Below are 25,021 nucleotides of genomic sequence, written 5' to 3'. Positions count from 1 at the left end.
TCGGAGGTCGGGCGCCTAGAAGCCCAGCCTGTCGCGCAGCCCGAACCATGCCATGCCCGCCACCAGCAGGGGCGCGCGCAAGGCCGCGCCGCCCGGGAAGGGGCGGGTGGGCACCGCCGCCATGGCGTCGAACCCCTCGGCCTGTCCCGCCACCGCCTCGGCCATCAGCCGTCCCGCCAGCGTCGCCATCGCGACGCCATGGCCCGAATAGCCGCTGGCCGACAGGCAGTTGGACGCGGGCCGGGCAAAGCAGGGCATGCGGTTCATGGTGATGGCCAGCGTGCCGCCCCAGGCATGGGTCAGGGGGATCTCCGCCAGCTGCGGATAGACCGACAGCAGATGCGGGCGCACGACGCCTTCGATGTCGCGGGGAAAGCGGTAGGTCGCGGTCTCGCCGCCGCCGAAGATCAGGCGGCGGCGGTCGTCCAGCCGCCAGTAGTTCACCACGAACTTGGTGTCGGCGGCGGCGATGCGGTCGGGCAGGATCTCGGGGAAGGCCTCGCCCAGGGGCGCGGTCGCGACGATGTAGTTGTTGATCGGCATGACGCGGGCGGCGATGTCCCGGTCCAGCCTGCCCAGATAGCCGTTGCAGGCCAGGATGACGTGATCGGCCGTCACATGGCCCTCTGCCGTGCGGACGGTGCTGGGCGTGCCCGCGTGGGGGGCGTGGTCGATGCCCGTGACCTCGCTGCCCTCGTGGATGCGGGCGCCTGCGGCCTCGGCCAAGCGCGCGAGGCCAAGCGTCAGGGCCAGCGGCTGGACATGGCCCGCGCCCCGGTCCAGATCGCCCCCGGCATAGGCGCTGCTGCCAAGCGCCCGTGCCAGCCCGTCGCGGTCCAGCGGCTGCACCTTGTCATAGCCGTAATGCCGCGCCAGATGGTCGGCCATGTGGCGGGCGTGATCGACCTCGGCGCCCGAGCGGCAGGCATGGGCGATGCCGTCGCGGACCGGCACGCCGGCCTCGGCGGCCAGCGCGCGGGTCAGGGCCTTGGCCTCCTCGCCCAGATCCCAGAGGCGGCGGGCGGTGTCGCGGCCCAGCTGCGCCTCCAGCCAGTCGACCTCCTGCCGCTGGCCCGAGCCGATCTGGCCGCCGTTGCGCCCCGAGGCGCCGAAGCCCACGCGCTGCGCCTCGATCACCGCGACCGACAGCCCGCGCCGCGCCAGATGCAGCGCGGCGGACAGGCCCGTATAGCCCGCGCCGATCACCGCCACGTCGGCCCGCGCCTCGCCCCGCAAGGGCGGGCGGGCGGCGGGCGGCGGGCTGTCCGCGGCATAGAGGCTGGGCGGATAGGCCCCGGGCCGGTCGTTCAGATGCAGCAGGTTCATACGTTCAGCAGCAGGTGTTCGCGTTCCCACGGGCTGATGACCTGCAGGAACTCCTTGTATTCGTTGCGCTTGACGGATTCGTAGACGGCGCAGAACTCCTCGCCCAGGACCTCGCGCATCTGCGCGTTCTCGACCAGCAGGTCCAGCGCGTCGCCCAGGTTGTAGGGCAGCTCGTCGCGCGACATGTAGGCGTCGCCCAGGCATTCGGCGCGGGGATTTTCCGCCTCGATCAGGCCCAGATAGCCGCAGGCGAGGCTGGCGGCGATCCCCAGATAGGGGTTGCAGTCCATCCCGGCCAGCCGGTTTTCCAGCCGCCGCGCCTCGGGGCCGGAGATGGGCACGCGCAGCCCGGTGGTGCGGTTGTCGCGGCCCCATTCCAGATTGATGGGCGCCGCGAAATCCGGGACATAGCGGCGATAGCTGTTCACATAGGGCGCCAGCAGCGCGATGGCCGCGGGCAGGTGCTTCTGCATCCCGGCGATGAAATGCAGGAAGGCCGGCGTCTCGCGCCCCCGCTCGTCCGAGAAGATGTTCTGCCCGGTCGCCTGGTCGATGACCGAGTGATGGATGTGCATCGCGCTGCCGGGCTCGCCCTCGATGGGCTTGGCCATGAAGGTGGCGAAGCAGTCGTGGCGCAGCGCCGCCTCGCGGATCAGCCGCTTGAAGTAGAAGATCTCGTCGGCCAGGGCCACCGGGTCGCCGTGGTTCAGGTTGATCTCGACCTGGCCCGCGCCGCCCTCCTGCAGGATGCCGTCGATCTCGAAGCCCTGCGCTTCGGCGAAGTCGTAGATGTCGTCGATGACCTTGCCGTATTCGTCGACCGCCGACATGGAATAGGCCTGCTTGGCGGCCGCCCTGCGCCCCGTGCGGCCCATCGGCGGGATGATCGGCTGGTTGGGATCGATGTTGCGGGCGACCAGGAAGAATTCCATCTCGGGCGCGACGACGGGCTTCCAGCCCTTCGCCTCGTAGAGCTGCACGATGCGCTTGAGGACGTTGCGCGGCGCGATGGGCATGGGGTTGCCCTGCTGGTCGGTTGCGTCATGGATGACCTGGATCGTCCAGTCCGCCGTCCAGGGGGCAGCGGTGGCGGTCGTGTAGTCGGGCACCATCACCATGTCGGGCTCGGTGAAGGCGCCCGAGGGGTTGTCGGCCCATTCGCCGGTGATCGTCTGCAAAAAGATCGAGTTGGGCAGGTAGAACTGGTTCTGCCGGGCGAATTTGGATGCGGGCATGGCCTTGCCGCGCGCGACGCCCGCGATGTCGGCCACGATGCATTCGACCTCGTCCAGGCGCCGGCCCGCCATGAAGGCCCGTGCGGCGGCGGGCAGCTTGTCGGTCCAGTCGCTCATGCGGCACCTTGGGCATCTTGGCGCGCCAGCGCGCGGGGTTGCTTGAAGAAGGCCTCGATCCGGTCGGCGATCAGGTCCGCGCCCTTGTGCTCGCCCATCCGGGCGGCGGCACCGTCCAGGAGGGCGTCGGGCACCACGCCCTTGGCGCGGGTGTCCATCAGGCCCTGCACGAAGGCGTCGTCGAATTCGGGATGCGCCTGCACGGTATAGGCGCGGTCGCCATAGATCAGCGCGGCGTTCTGACAGAAGGCGTTGCGCCCGGCCACCTCGGCGCCCGGGGGCAGGGCCACGACCTGATCCTGGTGCCAGGCGTTCAGGCGAACGGGCTGGCCGCCGAAGTCGTAATCCTGGGTGCCCACCGCCCATCCGTCGGGATGCTTGACGACCGTGCCGCCAAGCGCCTGCGCGATGATCTGGTGGCCGAAGCAGATCCCCACCATCGGCACGCCCGCGTCATGGGCGCGGCGGATGAACTCCTCCAGCGGCGCGATGAAGGGGTGATCCTCGTAGGCGCCGTGGCGCGATCCGGTCAGCAGCCAGCCGTCGGCCTCGGTCACCTGGTCGGGAAAGATCATCGCCTCGACATGCCAGGTGCGGAAGGTGAAGCCGCGCCCGGCCAGAAGGCGCACGAACATGTCGGGATAGTCGCCCAGGGTCTGCTTCAGCTGGTCGGGCGACTGGCCGCATTGAAGGATGCCGATCCGCATGAAAACCCTTGATGTTGTTCGGACAGGGGAAAGGTAGTCGCGCCACGGGGGGGCCTGCAAGGGGGGATCGGACCCAACCCTTTGGCGGTCTGGCCGCAGGGGCTCGGCGGGTCTAGACTGCCCCCCAAAGATGCGAAAGGACGCCCCATGCCCCATCAGCGCCCCCAGATCGACCCGCAGGGTCTGGACGAATTCTCGGTCGTCTTCACCGACCGCTCGCTCAACCACATGTCGCAGCGCTTCGGCCAGGTGATGCGCGACCTGTCCGCCACGCTGGCCGAGGTCTATGGCGCGGCCCAGGTGGCCATCGTGCCGGGCGGCGGCACCTATGCGATGGAATCGGTCGCCCGGCAGTTCGGCCGGGGCGCCCATGCGCTGATCGTGCGGAACGGCTGGTTCAGCTATCGCTGGAGCCAGATCTTCGAGGCGGGGGGCTTTGCGCGCGAGGTGACGGTCGCCATGGCCCGCCCGCAGGGGAACGAGCCGCAGCCCGCCTATGCGCCGCCCCCAATTGACGAGGTGGTGGCCAAGATCCGCGACGCGCGGCCCGATGCGGTCTTCGCCCCGCATGTGGAGACCTCGGCCGGGCTGATCCTGCCCGACGACTACATCGCCGCGCTGGCCGAGGCCGCGCACGAGGTGGGCGCGCTGATGGTGCTGGACTGCATCGCTTCGGGGGCGGTCTGGGTGGACATGGCGGCCACGGGCGTCGACGTGCTGATCTCGGCCCCGCAGAAGGGCTGGTCGGCCTCGCCCGCCGCCGGGCTGGTGATGCTGTCCGAGCGTGCCGCCGAGCGGCTGGCCGGGACCGCCAGCGACAGCTTTGCGCTGGATCTGAAGAAGTGGCGCGCGATCATGGCGGCATACGAGGACGGCGGGCACGCCTATCACGCGACTATGCCCACCGACGCGCTTCTGGGCCTGCGCGACGCGATGGAGGAGACCCGCGCGATGGGCTTTGCCCATGCCGCCGAGGCGCAGTGGCGGCTTGGCCGCGCGGTGCGGACCGAACTTGCAGCGCGCGGCATCCGCTCGGTCGCGGCCGAGGGGTTCCAGGCGCCCGGCGTGGTGGTCAGCTACACCTCGGACCCCGAGGTGAAGTCGGGGCGGGCCTTCGCCGCCCTCGGCACGCAGATCGCGGCGGGGGTGCCCTTGGCGCTGGACGAGGGCGAGGGGTTCTCGACCTTCCGCCTCGGGCTCTTCGGGTTGGACAAGCTGCAGGACGTGGACGGGACCGTGGCGCGGCTGGTGCCGGTGCTGGACCAGGTGCTCTGACGCTTTACCCGGGCGTCAGGCCGGGCTAATCCGCAGCGCCGACCCCGGCTATGCGGAGAGCCCCTGATGACGCTGACGATCGATCTGGAAAGCCCGCTTGGCGCGGATCTGGAGCCGCTGTTCCAGCGCCACACCGCCGAGATGCATGCCGACACGCCCCCCGATTCGGTCCACACGCTGCCCAGGGCCGCCCTGGCCGATCCGGCCATCGCCTTCTTCGTGATCCGCGATGCGGGCCTGCCGGTCGCGATGGGCGCGGTCAAGGATCTGGGCCGGTCCGAGGCCGAGGTGAAGTCCATGCATGTCCTGGCCGAACAGCGCGGCCGGGGCCTGTCGCGCATGCTGCTGCGCCACCTGCTGGCCCATTCGCGGCAGGCCGGCTTCCGGCGCCTGTCGCTGGAGACCGGCGTGCAGCCCGGCTTCGCGCCGGCGCGGGGCCTCTACGCGCGCGAGGGCTTCACCGAATGCCCGCCCTTTGCCAGCTATCGCCCCGACCCGCATTCGGTGTTCATGACCCTGCTGCTGTAGCCTTGCGCGGCCCCCGCATGCGATAAGGCTTTGAAAGCCGCCCCATCCGGCGCTATGAGAGGGTCAGTGACGGCCCCGTAGCTCAACTGGATAGAGCAATTGACTTCTAATCAATAGGTTGCAGGTTCGATTCCTGCCGGGGTCGCCAGTTTTCCGCCAATGTTCGATCCTGGACGGCATTCCGGCCCCGCCCCGGAGCCATGCTCCTTTTCTTACGGGCATGGGTCGCCGCAAAAAGGGGGGCGGCATTAATACCAAACAGTTTATTATTATATTACGGATATCAAACCGTCGCCGATCTGTCATTCTGCTCACGTCAGAAGCACCATTCATTATTCCTTAATCATTGCACCCTACACGCGAACCTGAGGTTGCCGGTGCAATGCAAAGATGCTAGCCCCCGTTCCAAGACAGCAGAAAAGAGCGGACAATATGCTGCACAGTTTTGCGAAAGACAGCGGGATAAGGCTTCTGGAATATCCCGAGGATATGCTGACAGAAACTCCGCTTGGGGATATTGCCGCATATAACCTTCTCGAAAATGAACGACGCAGCAAGATTTTCGATGCCCATCTGACGGATTATTACTGGCAGCGCCGCATGGTGATGGGATTTTCCGTCAGGACCATTCTGGCGGAGATCCAGCGGCCGAAGCTGAAGGGCACCTATATCACCACCCGGGGCAAGATCGTCCTGAACGGGGCGGCGGCCCATCGGGCCCGGAACAAGCTGCGCAAGGACATGAAGTTCGCGCCGGAAAGCGTCACGATCTTCGACCGGCTCATCGATCCCCGCTCCCTCAAGCTGACGACCGCGCAGGCCCGGTCGGTCTGGATCGACGCGAAGAACCTGCACAACTTCTTCCACTTCACCAGCGAAAGCCTGCATCAGGCTTTCGTCGCGGGATCCCTGGCCGAAACCTTCGACGACATCACCTTCGCGACGAAGAACAAGCGGATCGAGCCCTATATCGAACGGTGGGTGGCCGATTGCAACGCCTTGGTCACGCCGCATCTTTCCGCCAAGGCCTTCTCGCAGAACGAGGCGGACGACGTGCCCTCGGTCGTGATGCCGATCTCCTGCGAACATCTGCTGTATCAGTTTTCCGGCGATCATCACGGGAAAATCGCGGCCGCCCGGCCCGCAGGGCATAACTGGACCGGCTATGACGCCAAGCCGCATGCGGTCAAAACCCTTCAGCTGAACTCATTCGATCAAACGCTGGTCCGCTTCCGCGAGGCGATGGTCGAACGCGCTCAGGCGACCGTCAGGAAGACCTGGTCCAAGCTGATCTACACCGCGCGGGCGGAGGGGCTTGCCCGCAAGCGGGTGATGAAGGGCGAGACGGAACTGATCCGATCCCTGACGGCCCTCGGGTTCGAAGTCGTGCATTTCGAGAACATGTCCCCGCTCGAGCAGGTGAAATGCGTGAACGATGCGGATTGCGTCATCGGTCAGCATAGCGCGGGACTGACCAACATGCTGTTCGCCCGCGAGGACGCCCATGTCTTCGAGATCGCCACCTATCAGACGGCGGTCAGCCGGTGGGTCGATTTCATTCCCCTGTGTCATGCGGCGGGATGCCATTATCGTCTGATCGTCGTCGGCATGGATTTCGCCGATGAGGACAAGGACCCGTCCTTCAACAATGACGGCTTCTTCGCCCCTGTCGTTTCCGAAAAGGATACCCACCGGATTATCGACATCGTGACATCTGGAATGAAGGACAGGAAGGACGGACGTATGTCCGGACTGCTCCGGCATTGCCGTTTCTTCATGGACCGAAACGCCTATGCCCAGGCCTATCGCCTGCTTGACGCGAATATGGCGTTCTTTTCCGAATGCCCCGAATATTGGGAACAGCGCGGCCAGCTGGCCGAAACCTGCGGGCACAACAGGCGGGCGCACGAGTGCTATTCCCGATTGTTGAGCCTTTCGGAGTCGGACGAGGCCTGGCAGGGGCTGGCGCGGATAAAGGAAAAGCAGGCAGCCTCGGGGCAATAGTCCCACGACCACAGGCGCGCACGCACGCCTCGGTGCCTAGGTCGGATCGTTTTCCAGCGACAAAACCTCGATGATCGTCGCGCGCAGGCCCTTGAGGGGCTCGTTCTCGGTATGCGCCAGCACATAGGCATAGGCGCTGTCATGGCTGTCGAAGGCCATGTGCGGACCGGCGGCCAGGAACTCGCGCCCCGATTCGCACAGTTTCATGTGGGGCGCGGCGCCCATCACGATGGTGAAGACTGGCATGGGATTCTCCTATCTGGTCGGGATCGGGCGGGGGCGTCAGGACACGAGGTGGCGGCGCCTGCGGGTGGACAGGCCTCCGGCGATGGCGGCGGCGATGTCGGCGCTGGCCGTGATGCCTTGGACGAAGGGCCGATCATGCATCAGGTAGGGGATCGCGGCCAGGGACAGGCGCCCGGAATAGCCCGCGACATCGATCAGGCTGTAGTCCTGGGCCACGTCGGGGGTCGTCTGGCCCGCCGCCAGCAGGGCCTTGCGCAGCGTCGGGAAGGGCAGGTCGGCGCTATCCAAAGGCTTCTGGCCGCGGGCATCGACGAAGACCTCGAAGGTGAGTTCTTCGCCCTCGGTCCGGATCAGGGTGCGGGACCCGTCCCGGGTCAGGTCGTAATCCTCGCCCAAGGCACGGATCGACAGCAGGCCCGCATCGCGCAGCGCCAGCACCCGGCGGATCGATTCCGAGGGCACGGCGGCGTAATTGTCGACGAAGACCTTCTTCAGCCCCGCATCGAAGCGCGCGCAGTCGGCCTCGGGCAGGTCGGACAGGACCTCCTCCAGTGCCTCGTGCATCCGCAGTAGGGCATAGCGCCAGGGGACGGTTGCCCGGGCGGCCTTGTTCCGCTCGACCTCGGCCAGGTTGCGGCGGGCCCATCGGAAGGGATCGGCGGCCACGCGGACGGCGAAATAGGCCGGGGCGAAGCTGTCGGCATCCAGGCCCCCCAGCCCGATGCGCAGGGCGAAGGCGGGATCGGCCTGCATGATCTCGGCCCGCAGCAGATCGAACAGCGCGTCCAGCGGCGCAGGCCACGCAAGGCAGGACGCGACCGCGGGGCCGGTCATCACCGACAAGGGCTCGTGCGGGATCGGGCAGTAGAAATCCGCCTCGGGCAGGATCCCTGCGCGCGACATCAGCGTGATGTGCAGCCCGCGCCCTTCGGGGTGAAAGACCAGATCCTCGCCCTCCTGGACAAAGCGGCCATGCTGGTTGGCCACCGCCATGGCCGCATCGATGGAGCTGAGCGAGGTGCCCATGATGCCCACATCGGTGGCAGGGATGCGCGCCTCGATCAGCCCGGACCAGGGGCTGGGGAAATAGCTGCACGTCGCCTCGTCCGCATCGGGGAAGGAGTGGCCGGTGGCCAGGATCACCTGGTCGAAGGGCCCTTGCACGCCCAGGCCCGCGACCTGCAGGCACAGCCCCGCGTCGCCGGGGGCGATGTCCGCCACTTCGGCATTCTCCACGATCCGGATGTCGTGCCCGGCGCCGCGGGCCTGCGCCACCAGGGCCAGAAGCTGGTCGCGGAAATAGTCGCCCAGCAGCAGCCGGGGCGTGAACTGGCGGTCGTGCAAGATGGCCCGGTCCAGCCCGCATTCGGCCAGCCGGTCGTCGGGCAGGCGGCGCAGCCAGTCCAGATAGGGGATCACCACGGGCGGGATCTCGATGCTGGCGATATTGGCCAGCATCGCCATGCTGGAGGCGTCGGTGGAATAGGGCATGCCGACCCCGGCGCGGTCGGTCTTCTCGAACAGGGTGACCGACAGGGGCAGGCCGGTCGTCAGCAGCTGCTGCAAGGCATAGATGCCGGTCGGGCCGGTGCCGACGATCGCGATGCGTTTCTTCATCATGGTCCCGTGACGCTGTCGGCAGGAACGCCATCTGCCCCGGCTTGTTCCGGCAGCGGCAGGGCCCGTGGCGGGGCAGGAGGTCGCAGGCGCCCGACGCCGTCAGCCCGTCGCCTCAGGGCCGCAGCGCGGCGGTCACCCGGTCCCATTCCCCGGCATCGCCCGGGATGCCCAAGCGCAGCCAATGGTCGGAATAGGGGAAGCGTCGGCTCCAGATCCGTGCGCGGGCCAGCCGGTCCTGCGCGGCCCCAGCCTCGGGCGTGTGATACAGCCGGAACAGGTGCGTGCCGCCCAGGGGCCGCCAGCCCGCGCGGCTGGCCAGCCGGTCCAGGTTCAGGCTGGCCTCGCCGTGATAGGTGACGGCCTCGTCGGCCCACGACCTGTCGGCCATGGCGGCGGTCGCGATCTCCAGCGCGGGGCCGCTGACGGACCAGGGGCCCGCCGCCTCGCGCAGCCGGGCCAGCAGGTCCGGCTCGGCCAGCACGAAGCCGAGCCGCAGCCCCGCCAGCCCCCAGAACTTGCCGAAGCTGCGCAGCACCACCGCATTCGCGGGCAGGGCGGGGGCCAGCGACAGGTCGGGGCGCGGATCGGCAAAGCTTTCGTCGACGACCAGCCAGCCCACCCGCGCGGCCAGATCGGCCAGCGCCTCGGGGGGCCATTCGCGGCCGTCGGGATTGTTGGGGTTCACGACGACGGCCAGATCGGCGCCCGCCATCGCCGCAAGATCCGGGGCAGGGGTGACCTGCCACCCGGCGGCAGCAAGGCTGGCGGCATGTTCGTTGTAGCTGGGCGTCAGCACCGCCGCGCGCCGTCCCGGCAGCAGGCGGGGCAGCATCTGGATGGCCGCCGTGGCCCCCGCCACCGCCAGCACCCGGTCGGGGGCGCAGCCGAACCAGTCGGCGGCGCAGCGGACCAGCGCGGCCTCGGCCTTGGCCGTGGGCAGGGCGCGCCACGCGGTCGGCGACAGGGGCGGCACGGGCCAGGGACGGCGGTTGATGCCGGTCGACAGGTCGATCCAGTCGCCCGCGCCGTATTGCGCCACCGCCGCATCCAGATTGCCGCCGTGATCCCTTGGCATCCGCCGCCTCCTGCCCCTGTGGCCTTGGCCGTCCTGCTAGGCCAGCGCGAGCGGCTTCGCAATCCCGGCGCCCCTGATTCCCGCTTTACACGAGGGGCAAAGGTGACCACGATATATGGTGTAGGCATCGGGCACACCCGCCCGGTCTTGTGCAGCCGCCCAGTGACAGCGGTGCGCACCCCGGCAGGAGGCAGGCCATGGCACAGACCGACCATTTCATCGCCAGCGACGAGATCCATCCGATCGACATCGTCGAGGCCGTGGCCACCCATCACGAATGGGATTTCGACCGGCTGGCCGACAACCAGATCGCCATGGCGGTCGAGGGGCAGTGGCGCAGCTATTCCCTGACGCTGGCCTGGTCGCCCGGCGACGAGGTGCTGCGCCTGATCTGCACCTTCGAGATGGACCCGCCCGAAGGCCGCCTGCCCGCCATCTACGAGACGATCAACCTGGCCAACGACCAGGTCTGGGACGGCGGCTTCACCTTCTGGGTGCCGCAGCGGCTGATGGTCTGGCGCTATGGGCTGGGGCTGGCCGGCGATGCCATCGCCCTGCCCGAGCAGGTGGACCAGATGATCGGCAATGCGCTGACGGCCTGCGAGCGGTTCTACCCCTCGTTCCAGTTGGCGGGCTGGGGCGACACCACCCCCGCCGCCGCGCTGGACATCGCCTTGGGCGCCGCCTACGGACGGGCCTGAACGGGGCACGGCCCCGAGACCAAAAGGGGACAAGCCATGAGCGATTTCACCGAGATCAACCGGCGCGGTCTGGTGCTGGTCGGCTGCGGCCGGATGGGCGGGGCCATGCTGACAGGCTGGCTGGCCGGCGGACTGGAGCCCGGCGCGGTGACCGTGCTGGACCCCAAGCTGGCGCCCGAATGGCAGGACCGCGGCCTGCGCGTGAACGCGGACCTGCCCGACAGCCCCGCCGTCCTGGTGCTGGCGGTCAAGCCGCAGATGATGGGCGACGCGCTTGGCGCGATGCCGGACCTGTCGGACACGCTGGTGATTTCGGTCGCGGCGGGCACGACGATCGCCACGTTCGAGGCGGCGTTTCCCGGCGCCCCCATCGTGCGGGTCATGCCCAACACGCCCGCGGCTATCGGGCAGGGCATCAGCGCGATGATCGGCAACGGGGCCACCACCCCCGCCCATCTGGACCTGACCGAGGCGCTGATGCGCGCCGTGGGCCGCGTCGTCCGGCTGGAGAACGAGGACCAGATGGACGCCGTCACCGGCCTGTCGGGCAGCGGCCCGGCCTATGTCTTTCACATGATCGAGGCGATGGCGGCGGCGGGCGAGGCGCAGGGCCTGTCGCCCGCGCTGGCGCTGGAGCTGGCGCGCATGACCGTCGCGGGCGCCGGCGCGCTGGCCGTTCATGCCGACGAGGATCCCGCGGTGCTGCGCCGGAACGTGACCTCTCCGAACGGGACGACGGCGGCGGGGCTGGCGGTGCTGATGGATGCGGACAGCGGCCTGCCACCCCTGATGGCGCGCACCGTGGCCGCCGCGACCGAACGGGGCCGCGAGCTGGGGCGGGGTGCGGCATGACCCTCACCCATGACGACTTCCTCAAGGTCGACATCCGCGTGGGCACCATCACTCGCGCCGAGCCCTTCCCCGAGGCCCGCAAGCCTGCGATCAAGCTGTGGGTCGATCTGGGAGAGATGGGCGAACGCAGATCCTCGGCCCAGATCACCCGGCATTACGACCCGGCCCGGCTGGTCGGCACGCAGGTGCTGTGCGTGGTGAACTTTCCCCCTCGCCAGATCGGTCCCGTCCGGTCCGAGGTGCTGGTGCTGGGCGTGCCCGATCCCGAGGGCGAGGTCGTGCTGATCCGCCCCGACCAGTCCGTGCCGAATGGAGGGCGCCTGTTTTGAAGGTCCTTGTCACCCGCCCAATGACCGACCGCGCCACGCAGGCGATCCGCGCGGCCTGCGACGCGACATTCCGCGACAACACGCCCCTGACCGAGGCCGAGGCGGCGCAGGCGATGCGCGACCATGACGCGATCATTCCGACGCTTGGCGATGCCTTCACGGCGGCCGCGTTCCAGGGTGATCCGCGCTGCCGCCTGCTGGCCAATTTCGGCGCGGGCTACAACCACATCGACATCGCGGCGGCACAGGCGGCGGGCGTCACCGTCACCAACACGCCCGACGTGGTGACGGATGCCACCGCCGACATCTCGGTGACGCTGATGCTGATGGTCCTGCGCCGCGCCTCGGAAGGCGAGCGGATCCTGCGCGCCGGGGACTGGACCGGCTGGAACCCCACGCAGCTGCTGGGTCACGAGATGTCGGGCCGCACCCTGGGCATCATCGGCATGGGTCGCATCGGCAAGGCCATCGCCCGGCGCTGCCATCACGGCTTCGGGATGGAGGTGGTGTTCTTCAACCGCTCGCGTGTCTCCGATCCCGGCGTGCCCGCGCGCCAGATCGACGATCTGCGGGACCTGCTGGCCGCATGCGACGTGGCGGTGATCGCCGTGCCGGGGGGCGCGGGCACGCGCGGCCTGATCGGGGCGGAGGAGCTGCGCGCCCTCGGGCCGCAGGGCTGCCTGGTCAATATCGCCCGCGGCGACGTGGTGGACGAGGACGCGCTGATCGCCGCCCTGACCGACGGCACGATCGCCGGCGCGGGCCTGGACGTCTATGCGCGCGAGCCGCTTGTGCCCGCCGCTCTGATCGCCGCACCCAACGCCACGCTGCTGCCGCATCTGGGCACCGCCACGGACGACACCCGTACCCGGATGGGCCTGCGGGCCCTCGCCAACCTGCAGGCCTTTGCCGAGGGCGCCCCGCCTCCCGATTTGGTGAGCTGAGGAACCGGGCCGGGCCAGAGGCGTTTGATATCCATACATCATCGTCTTCAAGGAGATCGACATGAACTGGGATATCATTCAAGGCAAGTGGAAGCAGCTCAAGGGTTCGGCCAAGGAAAAATGGGGCGAACTGACCGACGACGAGCTGGACCAGATCGACGGCAACAAGGACAAGATGGCCGGCAAGCTTCAGGAGAAGTACGGCTATACCAAGGATCAGGCGGACAAGGAAATCGACGACTATTTCCGCGACAAGTGATCGCTGAAGGTCATCTATGACCGGACAGGGCGCCCCTCATGGGGCGCCCTTTTCCATGCCCTCCGGCCCCGCTTGATCCCGCGCCCGGGCCGGGGCACCAAGGGCGCAGCCAAGGAGGCCGCCATGCATTACGCCTATGCCGTCCAAGGCAACCGTCTGGTCCCCCACGATCCCGACCGCGATCTGGGCGAGGCGTTGTGGATCGACCTCATCCAGCCCTCGGATGCCGAGATGGATCGGCTGCGCGATCTGGGCGTGCCGCTGCCCGACCTGGCCGAGATGGAAGAGATCGAGCTGTCCAACCGCCTCTATCGAGAGAACGGCTTGGACTACATGACCGCCGTCCTGCCGGGCGAGACGGCCGGGGGCGATCGGTCCTCCATGCCGGTGACCTTCATCCTGTCGGCAGATCGGCTGGTGACCGTGCGCCACCATTCGCCCCGGCCCTTCCTGACCTTTCCGACGCGGGCCGAACGGTCGACCTTGGGCTGCGGCGGGCCGGACCGGCTGTTCGCGGGCCTGATGGAGGAGATCATCGCCCGGCAGGCCGACATCCTGGAAGGCTCGGGCCGGGTGCTGGACCAGACCACCGCCGGCATCTTCGAACGCAGCGCGGCGGCGGCGTCCTCGGACCGGTTGCAGGCCGCGCTGCAGGGCGTGGGCCGCGAGGCCGAGACGATGGCCCGCGTCCGGCTGGCCCTGCTGACCATCGAGCGGATCTTGGCCTTTTATACCGCCACCATCGACGACCGCCCCGAGGCCGATCGGCTGCGGCCGGTCATCCGCGCGCAGATGCGCGACGTGCAGGCGTTGGAGGTGCATGCGGACTTCCTGGGCAGCCGGGTCAGCCTGGCCGTGGACACCACGCTTGGCATGATCAACCTGCAACAGAACAACACCGCCCGGATCCTGTCGGTCATCGCCGCGCTGTTCCTGCCGCCGACGCTGATCGCGAGCATCTACGGGATGAACTTCACCACCATGCCCGAGCTGGACAAGCCCTGGGGCTATCCCCTGGCACTGGCGATGATGGGGGCGGCGACGCTCGGCACCTGGCTGTTTTTGCGCTGGAAGCACTGGCTCTAGACGCTGTCGATCAGGTCCAGCATCTCGGGCGGCAGCTGCCCCTCGGACAGGGTGACGCTGTGCGGGCCGTCGGCGGCATCCCCGGTCACGGTGATCGCATAGCGCATCCGGTCGGGACAGCCGGGGCAGGGGGTCCGGGCCAGTTCCGACAGCGCACCGGGCCGGAAGGCCGCGCACAGCGCCGCGCGCATCTCGGCGGGCTGGGCATCGGTGTCGATGCGGCGGGACTGGGCGGCGGCCGCGATGCCGCCGAAGCCGCCATGGCTGCGGATCTCGATGATCATGCGGACCTCCGTTCTGGGCCCGAAGATAGGATCAGACGGCGATTCCGACAAGCTTCCATGCGCGGCGCAGCAGCAGCACCGGGGCGCTGCCCGCACCCTCCAGCGCCGAGGCCGCGCGCAGTGTCTGGTCGGCCCAGTCCGCAAAGCTGGCCATGGGGTTGTTGATGTCCTGCAGCGTCTTGTACCAGATCCGGCCCGGCACCTCCCAGGCCCGCCCGCCCAGATAGGCGCAGAACAGGTAGAAGGCGTGGTTAGGGATGCCCGAGTTGATGTGCACGCCGCCATTGTCGTCGGTCGTGGTGTTGAACTGGTCCATGTGCCAGGGCTGCGGATCGGTGCCCAGCAGGTCGTCCGAATAGGCCGTGCCCGGCGCCTTCATGCTGCGCAGGGCTGTGCCATTGATGCCGGGGCCCAGGATGCCGCGCCCGACCAGCCAGTCGGCCTGATGCACCTCCTGGCCCAGCACGCGCTGCTGGGCCAGTGCGCCGAAGACATCGGCCACATGCTCGTTCAGCGCGCCCGACTGGTTTTCATAGATCAGCCCGCCGGAATGCTGGATGACGCCATGCGCCATCTCGTGCGCGATCACCGACAGCTCCAGGAACGTGCGGAAGATCTTGCCGTCGCCGGTGCCATAGGCCATCTGCTGGCCGTCCCAGAAGGCGTTGTTGTAGTTGCGGCGGTGCTGCACCGTCGCCACCAGCGGCATCCCCCGCCCGTCCAGCGAGTTGCGGCCATATTCCTCGGCGAACAGCGAGAAGACCTGCCCCGCGCTGTCATAGGCCATGTCGGCATCAGCGATGCCCGAGGGGCCGTCGCCCTCGGACCGGACCAGACGGCCGGGCAGGGCGGCGCGGAATTCGCCGTCATGGATGCGGCGGTCGGGACAGCAGAGGTCGGGATCGGCCTCGGGCAGCACCCCCTGCAGGCCCGGCGGCAGGCTGGTGAAGGCCGCCCGCTCGTCGCGCATCTGCTCGTCATGGCGCAGCAGGGTCCGGGCCATGTCGGCGGTGGCCGGATCGCCGCGCAGGGCCAGCACCCGCAGCATATAGGGCGGCACGATGCAGGCGATGGGGTTGTGATGGCTGCAGGACAGGGACAGGCACATGAGGCGACCTCCGGCTTCGGACTGGCCCCACGGTAGCACGGATCACCCGCCCGGCAAGGGGCGAATGTTCACGTTTCAGTCCAGTCGCTTTCCCGTGTCCTTGTGGAACAGGTGCAGCGCATTCGGGCGATAGGACAGGCGCAGGTCGTCCGACAGCTCCGCATCCGAGGCCATGGTGATGGTGATGCGCTGATCGCCGGTCTTGCCATGGACCAGACGCTGCGCGCCCAGTTCCTCGACCGCCAGCACGCGCATCTGGATGGGGCCGTCGGGGGTGACGGTCAGGTCCTCGGGGCGGATGCCGATCTGGCCCGCATGGGCGCTGCCCGCCAGATGCGGCACGGCGCTGCTGTCGATCAGGTTCATCGCCGGGCTGCCGATGAAGCTGGCCACGAAGGCCGAGGCGGGGCGGCGATAGACCTCCAGCGGCGTGCCGATCTGTTCGATCTGGCCGCCGTTCAGCACCACCAGCCGGTCGGCCAGCGTCATCGCCTCCAGCTGGTCGTGGGTGACATAGATGGAGGTCGTGCGCAGGCGCTTCTGCAGCTCCTTGATCTCCAGCCGCATGGCGACGCGCAGCTTCGCATCCAGGTTCGACAGCGGCTCGTCGAAGAGGAACGCGGCGGGTTCGCGCACGATGGCGCGGCCCATGGCGACGCGCTGGCGCTGACCGCCGGACAGGGCGCGGGGCTTCCGATCCAGGAACGGTCCGATCTGCAGGATGTCCGAGGCGATGCCCACGCGGCGTTCGATTTCCGCCTTGGGGGTGCCGCGGTTCTTCAGCCCGTAGGCCAGGTTCTGGCGCACCGACATATGCGGGTAGAGCGCATAGTTCTGGAACACCATGGCGATGTCGCGGTCGGCGGGTTCCACATCGTTGACCACGCGGTCGCCGATGCGGACCTCGCCCTCGGAGATGCTCTCCAGCCCCGCGACCATGCGCAGCAGGGTGGATTTCCCGCAGCCCGAGGGGCCGACAAGGACCAGGAACTCGCCATCCGCGATGTCGATATTGACGCCGCCCACGGCGCGGGCGCCTCCGGCATAGACCTTGCCGAGGTTGTTCAGGGTGATGGATGCCATCTTATTTCTCCGTCTCGACAAGGCCCTTGACGAACAGGCGCTGCATGGCGACCACCACGATCACGGGCGGGATCATCGCCAGCATCGCGGTCGCCATGACCAGATGCCATTGCGGCAGACCGTCCACGGCATCGGCCATGCGCTTGATCCCCGCAACGATGGTGTAGTAATCCGAGCTGGTCGTGATCAGCAGCGGCCAGAGATACTGGTTCCAGCCATAGATGAACAGGATCACGAAGAGCGCGGCGATATTGGTGCGCGACAGCGGCAGCAGGATGTCGCGGAAGAATTTCATCGGGCCCGCGCCGTCGATGCGCGCGGCCTCGGTCAGCTCGTCCGGGATGGTCAGGAAGACCTGGCGGAAGAGGAACGTGGCGGTGGCGCTGGCGATCAGCGGGATCGACAGGCCCGCATAGCTGTTCAGCATGCCCAGATCGGCCACAACCTGGAAGGTCGGCACGATGCGCACCTCGACCGGCAGCATCAGGGTGATGAAGATGCACCAGAAGGCCAGGCCCCGGAAGGGAAAGCGGAAATAGACCACCGCGAAGGCCGACAGGACCGAGATCACGATCTTGCCGATGGCGATCGACAGGGCCATGATCATGCTGTTGAACATCATCACGCCCACCGGGGGGGTGCCGCTGGTCGACACGCCCGCGCCCAGCATCTGGCTGTAGTTGGCGATCATCTGGTCGCCCGGCCACATCGGGATCGTCCCCGACATGAAGGCCGTGGGCCCGTGGGTCGAGGCCACGAAGGCCACCCACACGGGCAGCGCCACGATGCAGACGCCCAGGATCAGCGTCAGATGGGCGAGAAGGTTCAGGATGGGGCGGTTCTCGATCATCAGTAGGCCACCTTCTTCTCGACATAGCGGAACTGGATCACCGTCAGCACCAGCACCAGCACCATCAGCACCACCGATTGCGCGGCGGACGAGCCCAGGTTCTGCCCCACGAAACCGTCGAAATAGACCTTGTAGACCATGATGTTGGTGGCCTGCGCCGGGCCGCCCTCGGTCGTGGCGTCGATGACGCCGAAGGTGTCGAACATGGCATAGACGATGTTGACGACCAGCAGGAAGAACGTGGTGGGCGACAGCAGCGGAAAGGTGATGTCGAAGAAGCGCCGCACCGGGCCTGCGCCGTCGATGGCCGCCGCCTCGCGCAGGGACGCCGGGATCGCCTGCAGGCCCGCCAGGAAGAACAGGAAGTTGTAGCTGATCTGCTTCCACGCGCTGGCGATCACCACCAGCGTCATCGCGTCGCCCTTGTCCTGGATGTGGTTCCAGTCATAGCCGAAGCCCCCCAGCAGATAGGGCATGATGCCGATGGTCGGGTTGAAGATGAACCACCACAGGATGCCCGCGACCGCGGGCGCCACCGCATAGGGCCAGACCAGCAGGGTGGTATAGACGCGGGTCGACCGGATCATCCGGTCCACCGCGATCGCCAGCAGCAGCGACAGGCCCATCGACAGCACCGTGACCGAGATCGCGAAGACCGCCGTCACCTGCAGGCTGTTGAGGTATTCCGGGCTGCCCCACAGCCGGGCGAAGTTTTCCAGCCCCACGAAGGCCGTGCGGGTGCCGAAGGCGTCCTCGCGCAGGAAGCTCTGGCGGACGGCCTGACCGGCGGGCCAGAGGAAGAAGACGAAGGTGATGACCAGCTGGGGTGCCAGCAAGAGCCAAGGCAGCAGCTGATTGCTGAAGATGGTGCGCTTCATCGGGGACCTGCGGCAGGAACGGGAAAGACCGGGGCCGCGCATGGTGCGCGGCCCCGGCCGTCATGGGAAACGCTTACTGGTTCTGGGCCTGGAACTGGTCCAGCAGGTCGTCGCCGCGGGCGACCACCGCATCCAGCGCGCCCTGCGCATCCTTGGAGCCGGACAGAAGCTGCTCGAACTCCTCGTCGATGACGCCGCGGATCTGGACGTAGCTGCCAAAGCGCAGGCCCTTGGAGTTCTCGGTCGGCTCGTTCAGCGTGATCTGGCGGATGCCGGTATCGGCGCCGGGGTTTTCCTCGTGGAACGCCGCCATCGCGTCATAGGCGGCCTGCGTGATCGGCAGGTAGCCCGTGAAGGACGCCCAATCCGCCTGGACCTCGGGCTGGGTCAGGTATTCGAAGAAGGCGGCGGTGGCCGCGTATTCCTCGTCCGACTTGCCCGACAGCACCCACAGCGAGGCGCCCCCGATGATCGAGTTCTGCGGCGCGCCGTCGACATCGTCGTAATAGGGCAGCATGCCATAGCCCAGGTCATAGGCCTCGGAATTGGCGATGACGCCCGCGCGGCTGGCCGAGCTGCCCATCATCATCGCGCATTCCTGCGAGTAGAACATCGGGGCCGCGCCGTCGGCGCCGACCGGGCCGCCATACTTGAAGATGCCCTCGTCGGACCAGCGCTTGAGGTTGCCCCAGTGCTGAACCTGGACGGGGCCGTTCAGCGACAGGCGCGCATCCAGACCGCCGAAGCCGTTCTCCAGCGTGCCGATCGGCTGGTTGTGCCAGGCGGACAGGTTCTCGGTCTGGACCCAGCTGATCCACTGGGTGGTGAAGCCGCAGGTCGCCGCCTCGGAGTCCATGATCTGGTTGCTGAATTCCTCCAGCTGCGCCCAGGTCTGGGGCGGCTGCTCGGGATCCAGGCCGGCGGCCTCGAAGACCGACTTGTTGTAGTACAGGATCGGGGTCGAGCTGTTGAAGGGCATCGACAGCAGGTTGCCTTCGGGATCGGTGTAGTAGCCCACGACCGAGGGCAGGAAGGCGGAGGGATCGAAGTCCTGGCCGTGATCGGCCATCAGCTGGTGGACCGGGACGATGGCGCCGTCGGCGGCCATCATGGTGCCGGTGCCGACCTCGAAGACCTGCACGATGGCGGGCTGCTGGTTCGCGCGGAAGGCGGCGATCGCGGCGGTCATCGTCTCGGGATAGGTGCCCTTGTAGGACGGCGTGACGGTGTACTCGTCCTGGCTGTCGTTGAAGCCCTGGGCGATCTCTTCCAGCTTCGCGCCAAGCTCGCCGCCCATGGCGTGCCACCATTCGACATTGGTCTGGGCCTGTGCGGCGCCAAGCGACGCCATCAGCGCCACCGCGGATGCGGTGCTCAATCGGTTCATGGTCAGTCCTCCCCTAGGAGTTGCGGTGCTGTCCCCGCCTAGCGGCGGGTCGTGACAGCTTCGCAACGCTCATGCGACAGTCTTGTGACGACTGAGGGGTCCGGTCAACGATTTTCGTTGGCGTTCGGTTTTTTCCGCATCTGCGCGATTGCCCCCTTGCCGGTTTCGATGAGCGGCGAGACGACCCGCGTGGCCACCGGAATCAGCGCCAGACCCAGGATCAGACCGATCACCCCGTCGCAGAAGGCGGTCACGATCCACGCCACGACCCCGGGGGCGGCCGGCACGGCGGCGGCCGCCGCGACGGACCAGTCGTGGATCAGGTCATAGGGCGCGTGCCAGCCCAGCTGGTGCAGCCCGTGGACGATGATCTGCCCGCCGACCCAGATCATCGCCGCCGTGCCGACGACGGTCAGCGCGGTCATGAAGCCCGGCATGACCTTGACGATGCCGCGCCCGAAGCCCGCCACCGCGCCGTTCGACCGTGTCGCCAGATGCACGCCCAGATCGTCCGCCTTCACCACCAGCGCCACGAAGCCATAGACGGCGACGGTGATTGCCACCGCCACCAGCGCCAGGATCACCGCCTTCATCCACAGGCTGTCCTCGGCGGGGATGGTCGACAGGGCGATGGTCATGATCTCGGCCGACAGGATGAAGTCGGTCTTGATGGCGCCCGCCACCCGCGCCTCTTCCAGCGCGGCGCCGTCGGTGTCGGGATGGGTGTGCTTGTCGCTGTCATGGGTGTCGGTCTTGTGGAAGAGATGCGCGACCTTGTGCGCACCCTCAAAGCACAGATAGGCCCCGCCCAGCATCAGCAGCGGCGGGATGGCCCAAGGGGCCAGCGCCGACAGCAGCAGCGCGATGGGCAAGAGGATCACCAGCTTGTTGAAGATCGACCCGCGCGCGATCTTCCACACGATGGGCAGCTCACGGCTGGCATCGAAGCCGTGGACGTATTTCGGCGTCACCGCCGCATCGTCGATGACCGCGCCGGCGGCCTTGGCGCCGGCCTTGGCGGCCTGTCCCGCCACGTCGTCGATCGAGGCCGCCGCCACCTTGGAAATTGCCGCGATATCGTCAAGAAGCGCGATCAGCCCGCTCATGTCATCGTCCCTCGAAAGCCCCGGTTGCGGCATCCTGCCGCAGCGCAGTGGCACCCGGCAACGCGGCCCGAGGCAAGGGGGTTCATCGCGGTCCCGGCCATCAGGCCAGAAAAAACCCGCGCAGACGGATCTGCGCGGGCAACGATCAGGGATCGGGTCGGGGGCCGGACGGGTCCGGCCTTCAACTGCGGGCCTCAGGCGGCGGGCAGCAGGACCGTGTCGATGACATGGATCACGCCGTTCGACTGGTCGACATCGGGGATCAGGACGGTGGCGGCATTGCCGTTCTCGTCGGTGATCTGCAGCGCGTTGTCGCTGGCGCGGATCGACGCGGTCAGCGTGCAGCTGCCCACGGTCTCCAGCGCGGCCGAGCCGCCGCCCTGCTGGATCATGTTGCCAACCGCGGTCGAGAAGGCCTCGGTGGGCACGACATGGCAGGTCAGGATGGTCTGCAGCGCTTCCAGGCTCTCGGGCTCCAGCAGGCCCTCGACGGTGCCGTCGGGCAGCTTCTCGAAGGCGGCGTTGGTGGGTGCGAAGACGGTGAAGGGGCCGGGGCCCGACAGCGTCTCGGCCAGACCGGCGGCCTGCACGGCGGCGACCAACGTGGTGTGATCGGCCGAGTTCACGGCGTTCTCGACGATGTTGTTGGTGGGCAGCATCTCGGCGCCGCCGACCATCGTGTTCTGGGCGAGGGCAGGGGCGGACAGGGCGACGGTGGCGGCAAGGATCGAAGCGCCGACTTTGGCAAAGCTGGTGTTCATGGTCTTTTCCTCCAGTTGGGTCCGGCGCATCTCTGCGTCCGATACCCCCAAACACGAGAGGGGTGGGGTTTAGTTGCGCCGGGTCCCGATCACCGCGTCATCACAACGCGGTGAGCCCGGCGATGGCCACGACCGGCCCGGTGGCCTGCCCGGTGGGCGACCCGCCGGCGGGCTCGTCCGACAGCGCAAGCCGCACCAAGGGCGAGGGCTCCATCCCCTCGGGCAGGGTCATGCGCATCTCGCCGTCGCGCGGCATCACGCCCATCGAGACGGGGGTCGCGTCCTCGGACCCGATCCACCAGACCTCCCAGTCCCGGCCCTCGGGCGCGGCGCCGCTTTCCAGCGCGATGCGCACGTCGCGGCCCTCGATCCGGGCGGCGGCCTGCAGGACGGCATCCGCGCCCGACAGCTGCGCCTGATAGACCGGCGCGCCGGGGGCCATGGGCGCCTCGGGTCCGGGCTGGCCCGGCTGCCACAGCAGGGCCACGGTCGCGGCGACGGCCAGAAGGCCCGCCAGCCACCCGGCGGGGCCGCGCCACCACGCCGGGCGGGCGGTGGGATCGTTGGCCAGCGGCGGGCGGGCATGGCCAAGCCGCTCGCGGATCGCCTGGCGCGCGCGGGCGGGAGCCATGACCGGGGTCAGCCCCTCGGCCAGCCCGGCCAGCCGTTCCTGCCAGCCGCGCACCGCGCGGGCAAAGCCCGGGTCCTGCGACAGCCGGGCCACGGCGGCCTCGGCCACAGCGCCGTCCAAGAGGCCCAGGGCCAGTTCGGCGGCCAGGACTTCGTCATCCTCGGCGGGGGTCAGGGGGGTGTCGGGGGTCATTGGGTCACGCAATCCTTCAGCCGCAGCAGGCTGCGGCGCAGCCAGCTGCGCACGGTGTTGATGGGCAGCCCCTCGCGTTCGGCCAGATCGGCATAGCTGAACCCCTCCAGATAGACGGCCCGCACCGCCCCGGCCTGCGGCGCCGCCAGCTGCGCCAGGCACTCGTCCAGCATCCGGCGTTCCTGCGCGGCGATGGTCGCCGATTCGGGCGTGGGATCGCCCGAGGCGACCTGCGCCGCCGCATCCTCGGGCGCGGTGGGGGGGCGCGCGCTGCGTGCCCGCAGCCGGTCGATGGATCGGTTCCGGGCGATGGTGATCAGCCAAGTCATCGGCGACAGCCCGTTCGCGGCATAGCGCGCGGCGCCCTGCCAGATGCGGATATAGACCTCCTGCAGGGTCTCCTCGGCCTCGGGGCGGTCCTTGAGGACCGACAGGCAGACCGCATGCAGCTTGGCCGAGGTCGCGTCGTACAGCGCGTCAAAGGCCGCCCGGTCGCCCAGGGCGACGCGAGAGATCAGGCTTTCCAGGTGGGATCGGCGGGCATCTGTCAAAACCGGGTCGTCCTTGCCTTGGGGCCGCGATACGCCGCACCTTAGGAAGCCTGCCCCGCTCCGTCAACGCGCGCCCCGCCCTGCGCCCCCGCTGCGCGGCCCGTCTTGCGCAGGCCCGTCTTGCGCCTGCCCGGCGAATGCGCGATCAATGCGCCGATATGATGGAAAGGGCCCGGGCCGATGCTGGACATGAACGCGAAACCCACCGAAGAGATCGACCTGCGCGAGGTGTTCGGTCTGGACAGCGACATGAAGGTCAAGGGCTTCTCCGACCGCAGCGAGCGGGTGCCCGAGATCGACAGCACCTACAAGTTCGACCCCGACACCACGATGGCGATCCTGGCGGGCTTTGCCTACAACCGCCGCGTGATGATCCAGGGCTATCACGGCACGGGCAAATCGACGCATATCGAACAGATCGCGGCGCGGCTGAACTGGCCCTGCGTGCGGGTGAACCTGGACAGCCATGTCAGCCGGATCGACCTGATCGGCAAGGACGCGATCAAGCTGGTCGACGGCAAGCAGGTCACCGTGTTCCACGAGGGCATCCTGCCTTGGGCCTTGCGCAACCCGACCGCCATCGTCTTCGACGAATACGACGCGGGCCGCGCCGACGTGATGTTCGTGATCCAGCGCGTGCTGGAGGCCGACGGCAAGCTGACGCTGCTGGACCAGAACGAGGTCATCACCCCGAACCCGTTCTTCCGCCTCTTCGCGACCGCCAACACGGTGGGTCTGGGCGACACGACGGGTCTTTACCACGGCACCCAGCAGATCAACCAGGGCCAGATGGACCGCTGGTCGCTGGTGGCCACGCTGAACTACCTGTCCCATGACGCCGAGGCCGCCATCGTGCTGGCCAAGGTGCCCCATTACAACACCGAGAAGGGCCGCAAGACCATCAGCCAGATGGTGACGCTGGCCGACCTGACGCGCACGGCCTTCATGCAGGGCGACCTGTCCACGGTCATGTCGCCGCGCACGGTGATCTCCTGGGCACAGAACACCCGCATCTTCGAGAATGTGGGCTACGCCTTCCGGCTGACCTTCCTGAACAAGTGCGACGAGCTGGAACGCCAGACCGTCGCCGAGTTCTACCAGCGCCTCTTCGACGAGGAACTGCCCGAAAGCGCCGCCGCCCGCGCCGTCTGAGACGTCACGTCCCGGGGCCGCTAAGCGCCCCGGGACGTGACCTGCGATCAGGGCTTGGGCGCGTCCTTCAGCAGCTTGGCCCAGAAGGTCAGCTCGTCCAGCATGCCGTCCAGCCCGCCCTGCAGGTGATCCTCGATCGCCGACATGGGGGCGTCCTCGCCCAGGGGCGAGACCTTCATGAAATCGCCGCCGCCGATATGGACGGCATTGCGCAGCGGCACCATCTGCAGCTCGACCGCGATCAGGCGCAGCTGTTCGACCGCCCGCGCGCCGCCCACGCCGCCATAGGCCAGCGCCGCCATCGGCTTGCGGTTCCATTCCTTGTAGGCCTGGTCCAGCGCGTTCTTCAGCGCGCCGGTGATCGAATGGTTGTATTCTGCCACCACGAAGACGAAGCCGTCGAACCCGGCAAGCTTCTGCTGCCACGCCACGGCGCGCGGATCCTCGGACGGCGCCCAGAGGTTCGAGGCGGCCTCGTCGAAGAAGGGCAGGTCCTGGTCGCGCAGGTCGACCAGCTCGAAATCCAGATCGGCATGGTCGGCCACCCAATCCATGAACCACTGGGCGGGCTTGTCGGCAAAGCGGGTCTTGCGGGTCGAGCCGATGATGACGGCGATGCGGGGATTGGACATGGGAACCTCGGGCTGTGGGAACTGGGACCGTAACACCGGCAGGGCCGCGCGGGTTGCCTTTAGAGCGCGCCGTGCCGGGCCTTCGGTTCCCCTTGTCTGGCG

General features: G+C 68.2%; 27 protein-coding genes and 1 tRNA gene. 11 read left to right on the top strand and 17 right to left on the bottom strand.

The annotated features are described in order from the left end of the window. Positions 1 to 15 precede the first annotated feature (15 nt). Genes E4191_RS12500 through E4191_RS12490 form a run of 3 tightly spaced genes read right to left on the bottom strand, consistent with a single transcriptional unit; the run spans position 16 to position 3,385 of the window. Complete coding sequence (locus E4191_RS12500; protein WP_135313702.1) at positions 16 to 1,326, bottom strand: NAD(P)/FAD-dependent oxidoreductase; 1,311 nt, start codon at positions 1,324 to 1,326, stop codon at positions 16 to 18. Continuing rightward, entirely contained in the window at positions 1,323 to 2,678 is a 1,356-nt protein-coding gene (locus E4191_RS12495; RefSeq protein WP_135313701.1) for a glutamine synthetase family protein, read from the bottom strand. Before E4191_RS12495 ends, E4191_RS12500 begins: the two co-directional genes overlap by 4 nt. After that, entirely contained in the window at positions 2,675 to 3,385 is a 711-nt protein-coding gene (locus E4191_RS12490; RefSeq protein WP_135313700.1) for a type 1 glutamine amidotransferase, read from the bottom strand. The genes E4191_RS12495 and E4191_RS12490 overlap by 4 nt, the downstream gene beginning before the upstream one ends. A gap of 147 nt (positions 3,386 to 3,532) precedes the next feature. Between E4191_RS12490 and E4191_RS12485 the strand changes: the two genes are divergently transcribed. The 4 genes from E4191_RS12485 to E4191_RS12470 all read left to right on the top strand — a co-directional run bounded on the left by E4191_RS12485 (position 3,533) and on the right by E4191_RS12470 (position 7,192). After that, on the top strand, positions 3,533 to 4,660 hold the full coding sequence (locus tag E4191_RS12485; protein ID WP_135313699.1) for an aminotransferase class V-fold PLP-dependent enzyme: 1,128 nt from the start codon (positions 3,533 to 3,535) through the stop codon (positions 4,658 to 4,660). A 66-nt stretch (positions 4,661 to 4,726) separates the two neighbouring features. After that, positions 4,727 to 5,188 carry a GNAT family N-acetyltransferase gene (locus E4191_RS12480; RefSeq protein WP_135313698.1) on the top strand — a complete coding sequence of 154 codons (462 nt, stop codon included), beginning with the start codon at positions 4,727 to 4,729 and terminating at the stop codon, positions 5,186 to 5,188. A 71-nt stretch (positions 5,189 to 5,259) separates the two neighbouring features. Next, positions 5,260 to 5,336 (top strand) — tRNA-Arg (locus E4191_RS12475). 284 nt (positions 5,337 to 5,620) lie between these two features. After that, complete coding sequence (locus E4191_RS12470) at positions 5,621 to 7,192, top strand: glycosyltransferase family 61 protein (protein WP_176562713.1); 1,572 nt, start codon at positions 5,621 to 5,623, stop codon at positions 7,190 to 7,192. 36 nt (positions 7,193 to 7,228) lie between these two features. Here the strand turns inward: E4191_RS12470 and E4191_RS12465 are convergent, their stop codons facing one another. The 3 genes from E4191_RS12465 to cobD form a co-directional block, all read right to left on the bottom strand. Beyond that, positions 7,229 to 7,438 (bottom strand): hypothetical protein, encoded by a 210-nt coding sequence (locus E4191_RS12465; RefSeq protein ID WP_135313696.1) that lies wholly within the window; start codon positions 7,436 to 7,438, stop codon positions 7,229 to 7,231. 36 nt (positions 7,439 to 7,474) lie between these two features. After that, positions 7,475 to 9,058 (bottom strand): FAD/NAD(P)-binding protein, encoded by a 1,584-nt coding sequence (locus E4191_RS12460; RefSeq protein WP_228461298.1) that lies wholly within the window; start codon positions 9,056 to 9,058, stop codon positions 7,475 to 7,477. A gap of 112 nt (positions 9,059 to 9,170) precedes the next feature. Continuing rightward, the gene (gene cobD / locus E4191_RS12455) at positions 9,171 to 10,133 is read right to left on the bottom strand and encodes a threonine-phosphate decarboxylase CobD (RefSeq protein ID WP_135313695.1); all 963 of its coding nucleotides are present in this window, start codon (positions 10,131 to 10,133) and stop codon (positions 9,171 to 9,173) included. Between the two features lie 197 nt (positions 10,134 to 10,330). On the opposite strand from cobD, the gene E4191_RS12450 reads away from it, so the two are divergent. The 6 genes from E4191_RS12450 (at position 10,331) to E4191_RS12425 (ending at position 14,304) form a co-directional block, all read left to right on the top strand. After that, positions 10,331 to 10,834, top strand: coding sequence for a type III secretion system chaperone family protein (locus tag E4191_RS12450; RefSeq protein WP_135313694.1), 504 nt, complete (start codon positions 10,331 to 10,333; stop codon positions 10,832 to 10,834). Between the two features lie 36 nt (positions 10,835 to 10,870). Continuing rightward, positions 10,871 to 11,686, top strand: a complete 816-nt coding sequence (gene proC / locus E4191_RS12445) for a pyrroline-5-carboxylate reductase (RefSeq protein ID WP_135313693.1) — start codon at positions 10,871 to 10,873, stop codon at positions 11,684 to 11,686. Then, a complete protein-coding gene (locus E4191_RS12440) occupies positions 11,683 to 12,015 on the top strand; it encodes a tRNA-binding protein (protein ID WP_135313692.1) in 333 nt (110 codons plus the stop codon). Before proC ends, E4191_RS12440 begins: the two co-directional genes overlap by 4 nt. Then, positions 12,012 to 12,959, top strand: coding sequence for a 2-hydroxyacid dehydrogenase (locus E4191_RS12435; protein WP_135313691.1), 948 nt, complete (start codon positions 12,012 to 12,014; stop codon positions 12,957 to 12,959). The genes E4191_RS12440 and E4191_RS12435 overlap by 4 nt, the downstream gene beginning before the upstream one ends. A 61-nt stretch (positions 12,960 to 13,020) precedes the next feature. Then, positions 13,021 to 13,218, top strand: a complete 198-nt coding sequence (locus E4191_RS12430; RefSeq protein ID WP_135313690.1) for a CsbD family protein — start codon at positions 13,021 to 13,023, stop codon at positions 13,216 to 13,218. A gap of 72 nt (positions 13,219 to 13,290) precedes the next feature. Then, positions 13,291 to 14,304 carry a magnesium transporter CorA family protein gene (locus E4191_RS12425; protein WP_228461297.1) on the top strand — a complete coding sequence of 338 codons (1,014 nt, stop codon included), beginning with the start codon at positions 13,291 to 13,293 and terminating at the stop codon, positions 14,302 to 14,304. On the opposite strand, the gene E4191_RS12420 is transcribed toward E4191_RS12425, so the two are convergent. From E4191_RS12420 to E4191_RS12375, 10 genes are all read right to left on the bottom strand, one after another. Further along, positions 14,301 to 14,588 (bottom strand): protealysin inhibitor emfourin, encoded by a 288-nt coding sequence (locus E4191_RS12420; RefSeq protein WP_135313688.1) that lies wholly within the window; start codon positions 14,586 to 14,588, stop codon positions 14,301 to 14,303. The genes E4191_RS12425 and E4191_RS12420 overlap by 4 nt on opposite strands. A gap of 31 nt (positions 14,589 to 14,619) precedes the next feature. Further along, positions 14,620 to 15,696, bottom strand: a complete 1,077-nt coding sequence (locus tag E4191_RS12415) for a M4 family metallopeptidase (RefSeq protein WP_135313687.1) — start codon at positions 15,694 to 15,696, stop codon at positions 14,620 to 14,622. A gap of 75 nt (positions 15,697 to 15,771) precedes the next feature. Further along, positions 15,772 to 16,779, bottom strand: a complete 1,008-nt coding sequence (locus E4191_RS12410) for a sn-glycerol-3-phosphate import ATP-binding protein UgpC (protein WP_135313686.1) — start codon at positions 16,777 to 16,779, stop codon at positions 15,772 to 15,774. A 1-nt stretch (position 16,780) separates the two neighbouring features. Further along, the gene (gene ugpE, locus E4191_RS12405) at positions 16,781 to 17,629 is read right to left on the bottom strand and encodes a sn-glycerol-3-phosphate ABC transporter permease UgpE (RefSeq protein ID WP_135313685.1); all 849 of its coding nucleotides are present in this window, start codon (positions 17,627 to 17,629) and stop codon (positions 16,781 to 16,783) included. Beyond that, positions 17,629 to 18,507 carry a sn-glycerol-3-phosphate ABC transporter permease UgpA gene (gene ugpA / locus E4191_RS12400; RefSeq protein WP_135313684.1) on the bottom strand — a complete coding sequence of 293 codons (879 nt, stop codon included), beginning with the start codon at positions 18,505 to 18,507 and terminating at the stop codon, positions 17,629 to 17,631. The genes ugpE and ugpA overlap by 1 nt, the downstream gene beginning before the upstream one ends. A 73-nt stretch (positions 18,508 to 18,580) precedes the next feature. Continuing rightward, entirely contained in the window at positions 18,581 to 19,894 is a 1,314-nt protein-coding gene (gene ugpB / locus E4191_RS12395) for a sn-glycerol-3-phosphate ABC transporter substrate-binding protein UgpB (protein WP_135313683.1), read from the bottom strand. A 104-nt stretch (positions 19,895 to 19,998) separates the two neighbouring features. Continuing rightward, positions 19,999 to 21,000, bottom strand: coding sequence for a DUF808 domain-containing protein (locus tag E4191_RS12390; RefSeq protein WP_135313682.1), 1,002 nt, complete (start codon positions 20,998 to 21,000; stop codon positions 19,999 to 20,001). Positions 21,001 to 21,194: 194 nt separating this feature from the next. Further along, positions 21,195 to 21,791, bottom strand: a complete 597-nt coding sequence (locus E4191_RS12385) for a fasciclin domain-containing protein (RefSeq protein ID WP_228461293.1) — start codon at positions 21,789 to 21,791, stop codon at positions 21,195 to 21,197. Positions 21,792 to 21,861: 70 nt separating this feature from the next. Next, the gene (locus E4191_RS12380) at positions 21,862 to 22,584 is read right to left on the bottom strand and encodes an anti-sigma factor (RefSeq protein WP_135313681.1); all 723 of its coding nucleotides are present in this window, start codon (positions 22,582 to 22,584) and stop codon (positions 21,862 to 21,864) included. Further along, positions 22,581 to 23,135 (bottom strand): sigma-70 family RNA polymerase sigma factor, encoded by a 555-nt coding sequence (locus E4191_RS12375; RefSeq protein WP_135313680.1) that lies wholly within the window; start codon positions 23,133 to 23,135, stop codon positions 22,581 to 22,583. Before E4191_RS12375 ends, E4191_RS12380 begins: the two co-directional genes overlap by 4 nt. A 180-nt stretch (positions 23,136 to 23,315) precedes the next feature. Here E4191_RS12375 and cobS point away from each other — a divergent pair, with 180 nt between their 5' ends. After that, positions 23,316 to 24,287: a cobaltochelatase subunit CobS gene (gene cobS, locus E4191_RS12370; protein ID WP_135313679.1), complete on the top strand. Its 972-nt coding sequence runs from the start codon at positions 23,316 to 23,318 to the stop codon at positions 24,285 to 24,287. Positions 24,288 to 24,334: 47 nt separating this feature from the next. On the opposite strand, the gene E4191_RS12365 is transcribed toward cobS, so the two are convergent. Next, positions 24,335 to 24,919, bottom strand: a complete 585-nt coding sequence (locus E4191_RS12365) for an NADPH-dependent FMN reductase (RefSeq protein WP_135313678.1) — start codon at positions 24,917 to 24,919, stop codon at positions 24,335 to 24,337. Between the last annotated feature and the right edge of the window lie 102 nt (positions 24,920 to 25,021).

The organism is Paracoccus liaowanqingii, assembly GCF_004683865.2.
Taxonomy (GTDB): domain Bacteria; phylum Pseudomonadota; class Alphaproteobacteria; order Rhodobacterales; family Rhodobacteraceae; genus Paracoccus; species Paracoccus liaowanqingii.
The sequence above is the reverse complement of the archived record's forward strand: the minus strand, read 5'-3'. Positions and strand labels throughout refer to the sequence as shown.

What these genes read in the sequence shown, in the direction of transcription:
- E4191_RS12500 (WP_135313702.1), bottom strand. Translation starts at nt 1,326, where the DNA reads ATGAACCTGCTGCATCTGAACGACCGGCCCGGGGCCTATCCGCCCAGC.
- E4191_RS12495 (WP_135313701.1), bottom strand. Translation starts at nt 2,678, where the DNA reads ATGAGCGACTGGACCGACAAGCTGCCCGCCGCCGCACGGGCCTTCATG.
- E4191_RS12490 (WP_135313700.1), bottom strand. Translation starts at nt 3,385, where the DNA reads ATGCGGATCGGCATCCTTCAATGCGGCCAGTCGCCCGACCAGCTGAAG.
- E4191_RS12485 (WP_135313699.1), top strand. Translation starts at nt 3,533, where the DNA reads ATGCCCCATCAGCGCCCCCAGATCGACCCGCAGGGTCTGGACGAATTC.
- E4191_RS12480 (WP_135313698.1), top strand. Translation starts at nt 4,727, where the DNA reads ATGACGCTGACGATCGATCTGGAAAGCCCGCTTGGCGCGGATCTGGAG.
- E4191_RS12470 (WP_176562713.1), top strand. Translation starts at nt 5,621, where the DNA reads ATGCTGCACAGTTTTGCGAAAGACAGCGGGATAAGGCTTCTGGAATAT.
- E4191_RS12465 (WP_135313696.1), bottom strand. Translation starts at nt 7,438, where the DNA reads ATGCCAGTCTTCACCATCGTGATGGGCGCCGCGCCCCACATGAAACTG.
- E4191_RS12460 (WP_228461298.1), bottom strand. Translation starts at nt 9,058, where the DNA reads ATGATGAAGAAACGCATCGCGATCGTCGGCACCGGCCCGACCGGCATC.
- cobD (WP_135313695.1), bottom strand. Translation starts at nt 10,133, where the DNA reads ATGCCAAGGGATCACGGCGGCAATCTGGATGCGGCGGTGGCGCAATAC.
- E4191_RS12450 (WP_135313694.1), top strand. Translation starts at nt 10,331, where the DNA reads ATGGCACAGACCGACCATTTCATCGCCAGCGACGAGATCCATCCGATC.
- proC (WP_135313693.1), top strand. Translation starts at nt 10,871, where the DNA reads ATGAGCGATTTCACCGAGATCAACCGGCGCGGTCTGGTGCTGGTCGGC.
- E4191_RS12440 (WP_135313692.1), top strand. Translation starts at nt 11,683, where the DNA reads ATGACCCTCACCCATGACGACTTCCTCAAGGTCGACATCCGCGTGGGC.
- E4191_RS12430 (WP_135313690.1), top strand. Translation starts at nt 13,021, where the DNA reads ATGAACTGGGATATCATTCAAGGCAAGTGGAAGCAGCTCAAGGGTTCG.
- E4191_RS12420 (WP_135313688.1), bottom strand. Translation starts at nt 14,588, where the DNA reads ATGATCATCGAGATCCGCAGCCATGGCGGCTTCGGCGGCATCGCGGCC.
- E4191_RS12415 (WP_135313687.1), bottom strand. Translation starts at nt 15,696, where the DNA reads ATGTGCCTGTCCCTGTCCTGCAGCCATCACAACCCCATCGCCTGCATC.
- E4191_RS12410 (WP_135313686.1), bottom strand. Translation starts at nt 16,779, where the DNA reads ATGGCATCCATCACCCTGAACAACCTCGGCAAGGTCTATGCCGGAGGC.
- ugpE (WP_135313685.1), bottom strand. Translation starts at nt 17,629, where the DNA reads ATGATCGAGAACCGCCCCATCCTGAACCTTCTCGCCCATCTGACGCTG.
- ugpA (WP_135313684.1), bottom strand. Translation starts at nt 18,507, where the DNA reads ATGAAGCGCACCATCTTCAGCAATCAGCTGCTGCCTTGGCTCTTGCTG.
- ugpB (WP_135313683.1), bottom strand. Translation starts at nt 19,894, where the DNA reads ATGAACCGATTGAGCACCGCATCCGCGGTGGCGCTGATGGCGTCGCTT.
- E4191_RS12390 (WP_135313682.1), bottom strand. Translation starts at nt 21,000, where the DNA reads ATGAGCGGGCTGATCGCGCTTCTTGACGATATCGCGGCAATTTCCAAG.
- E4191_RS12385 (WP_228461293.1), bottom strand. Translation starts at nt 21,791, where the DNA reads ATGCGCCGGACCCAACTGGAGGAAAAGACCATGAACACCAGCTTTGCC.
- E4191_RS12380 (WP_135313681.1), bottom strand. Translation starts at nt 22,584, where the DNA reads ATGACCCCCGACACCCCCCTGACCCCCGCCGAGGATGACGAAGTCCTG.
- cobS (WP_135313679.1), top strand. Translation starts at nt 23,316, where the DNA reads ATGCTGGACATGAACGCGAAACCCACCGAAGAGATCGACCTGCGCGAG.
- E4191_RS12365 (WP_135313678.1), bottom strand. Translation starts at nt 24,919, where the DNA reads ATGTCCAATCCCCGCATCGCCGTCATCATCGGCTCGACCCGCAAGACC.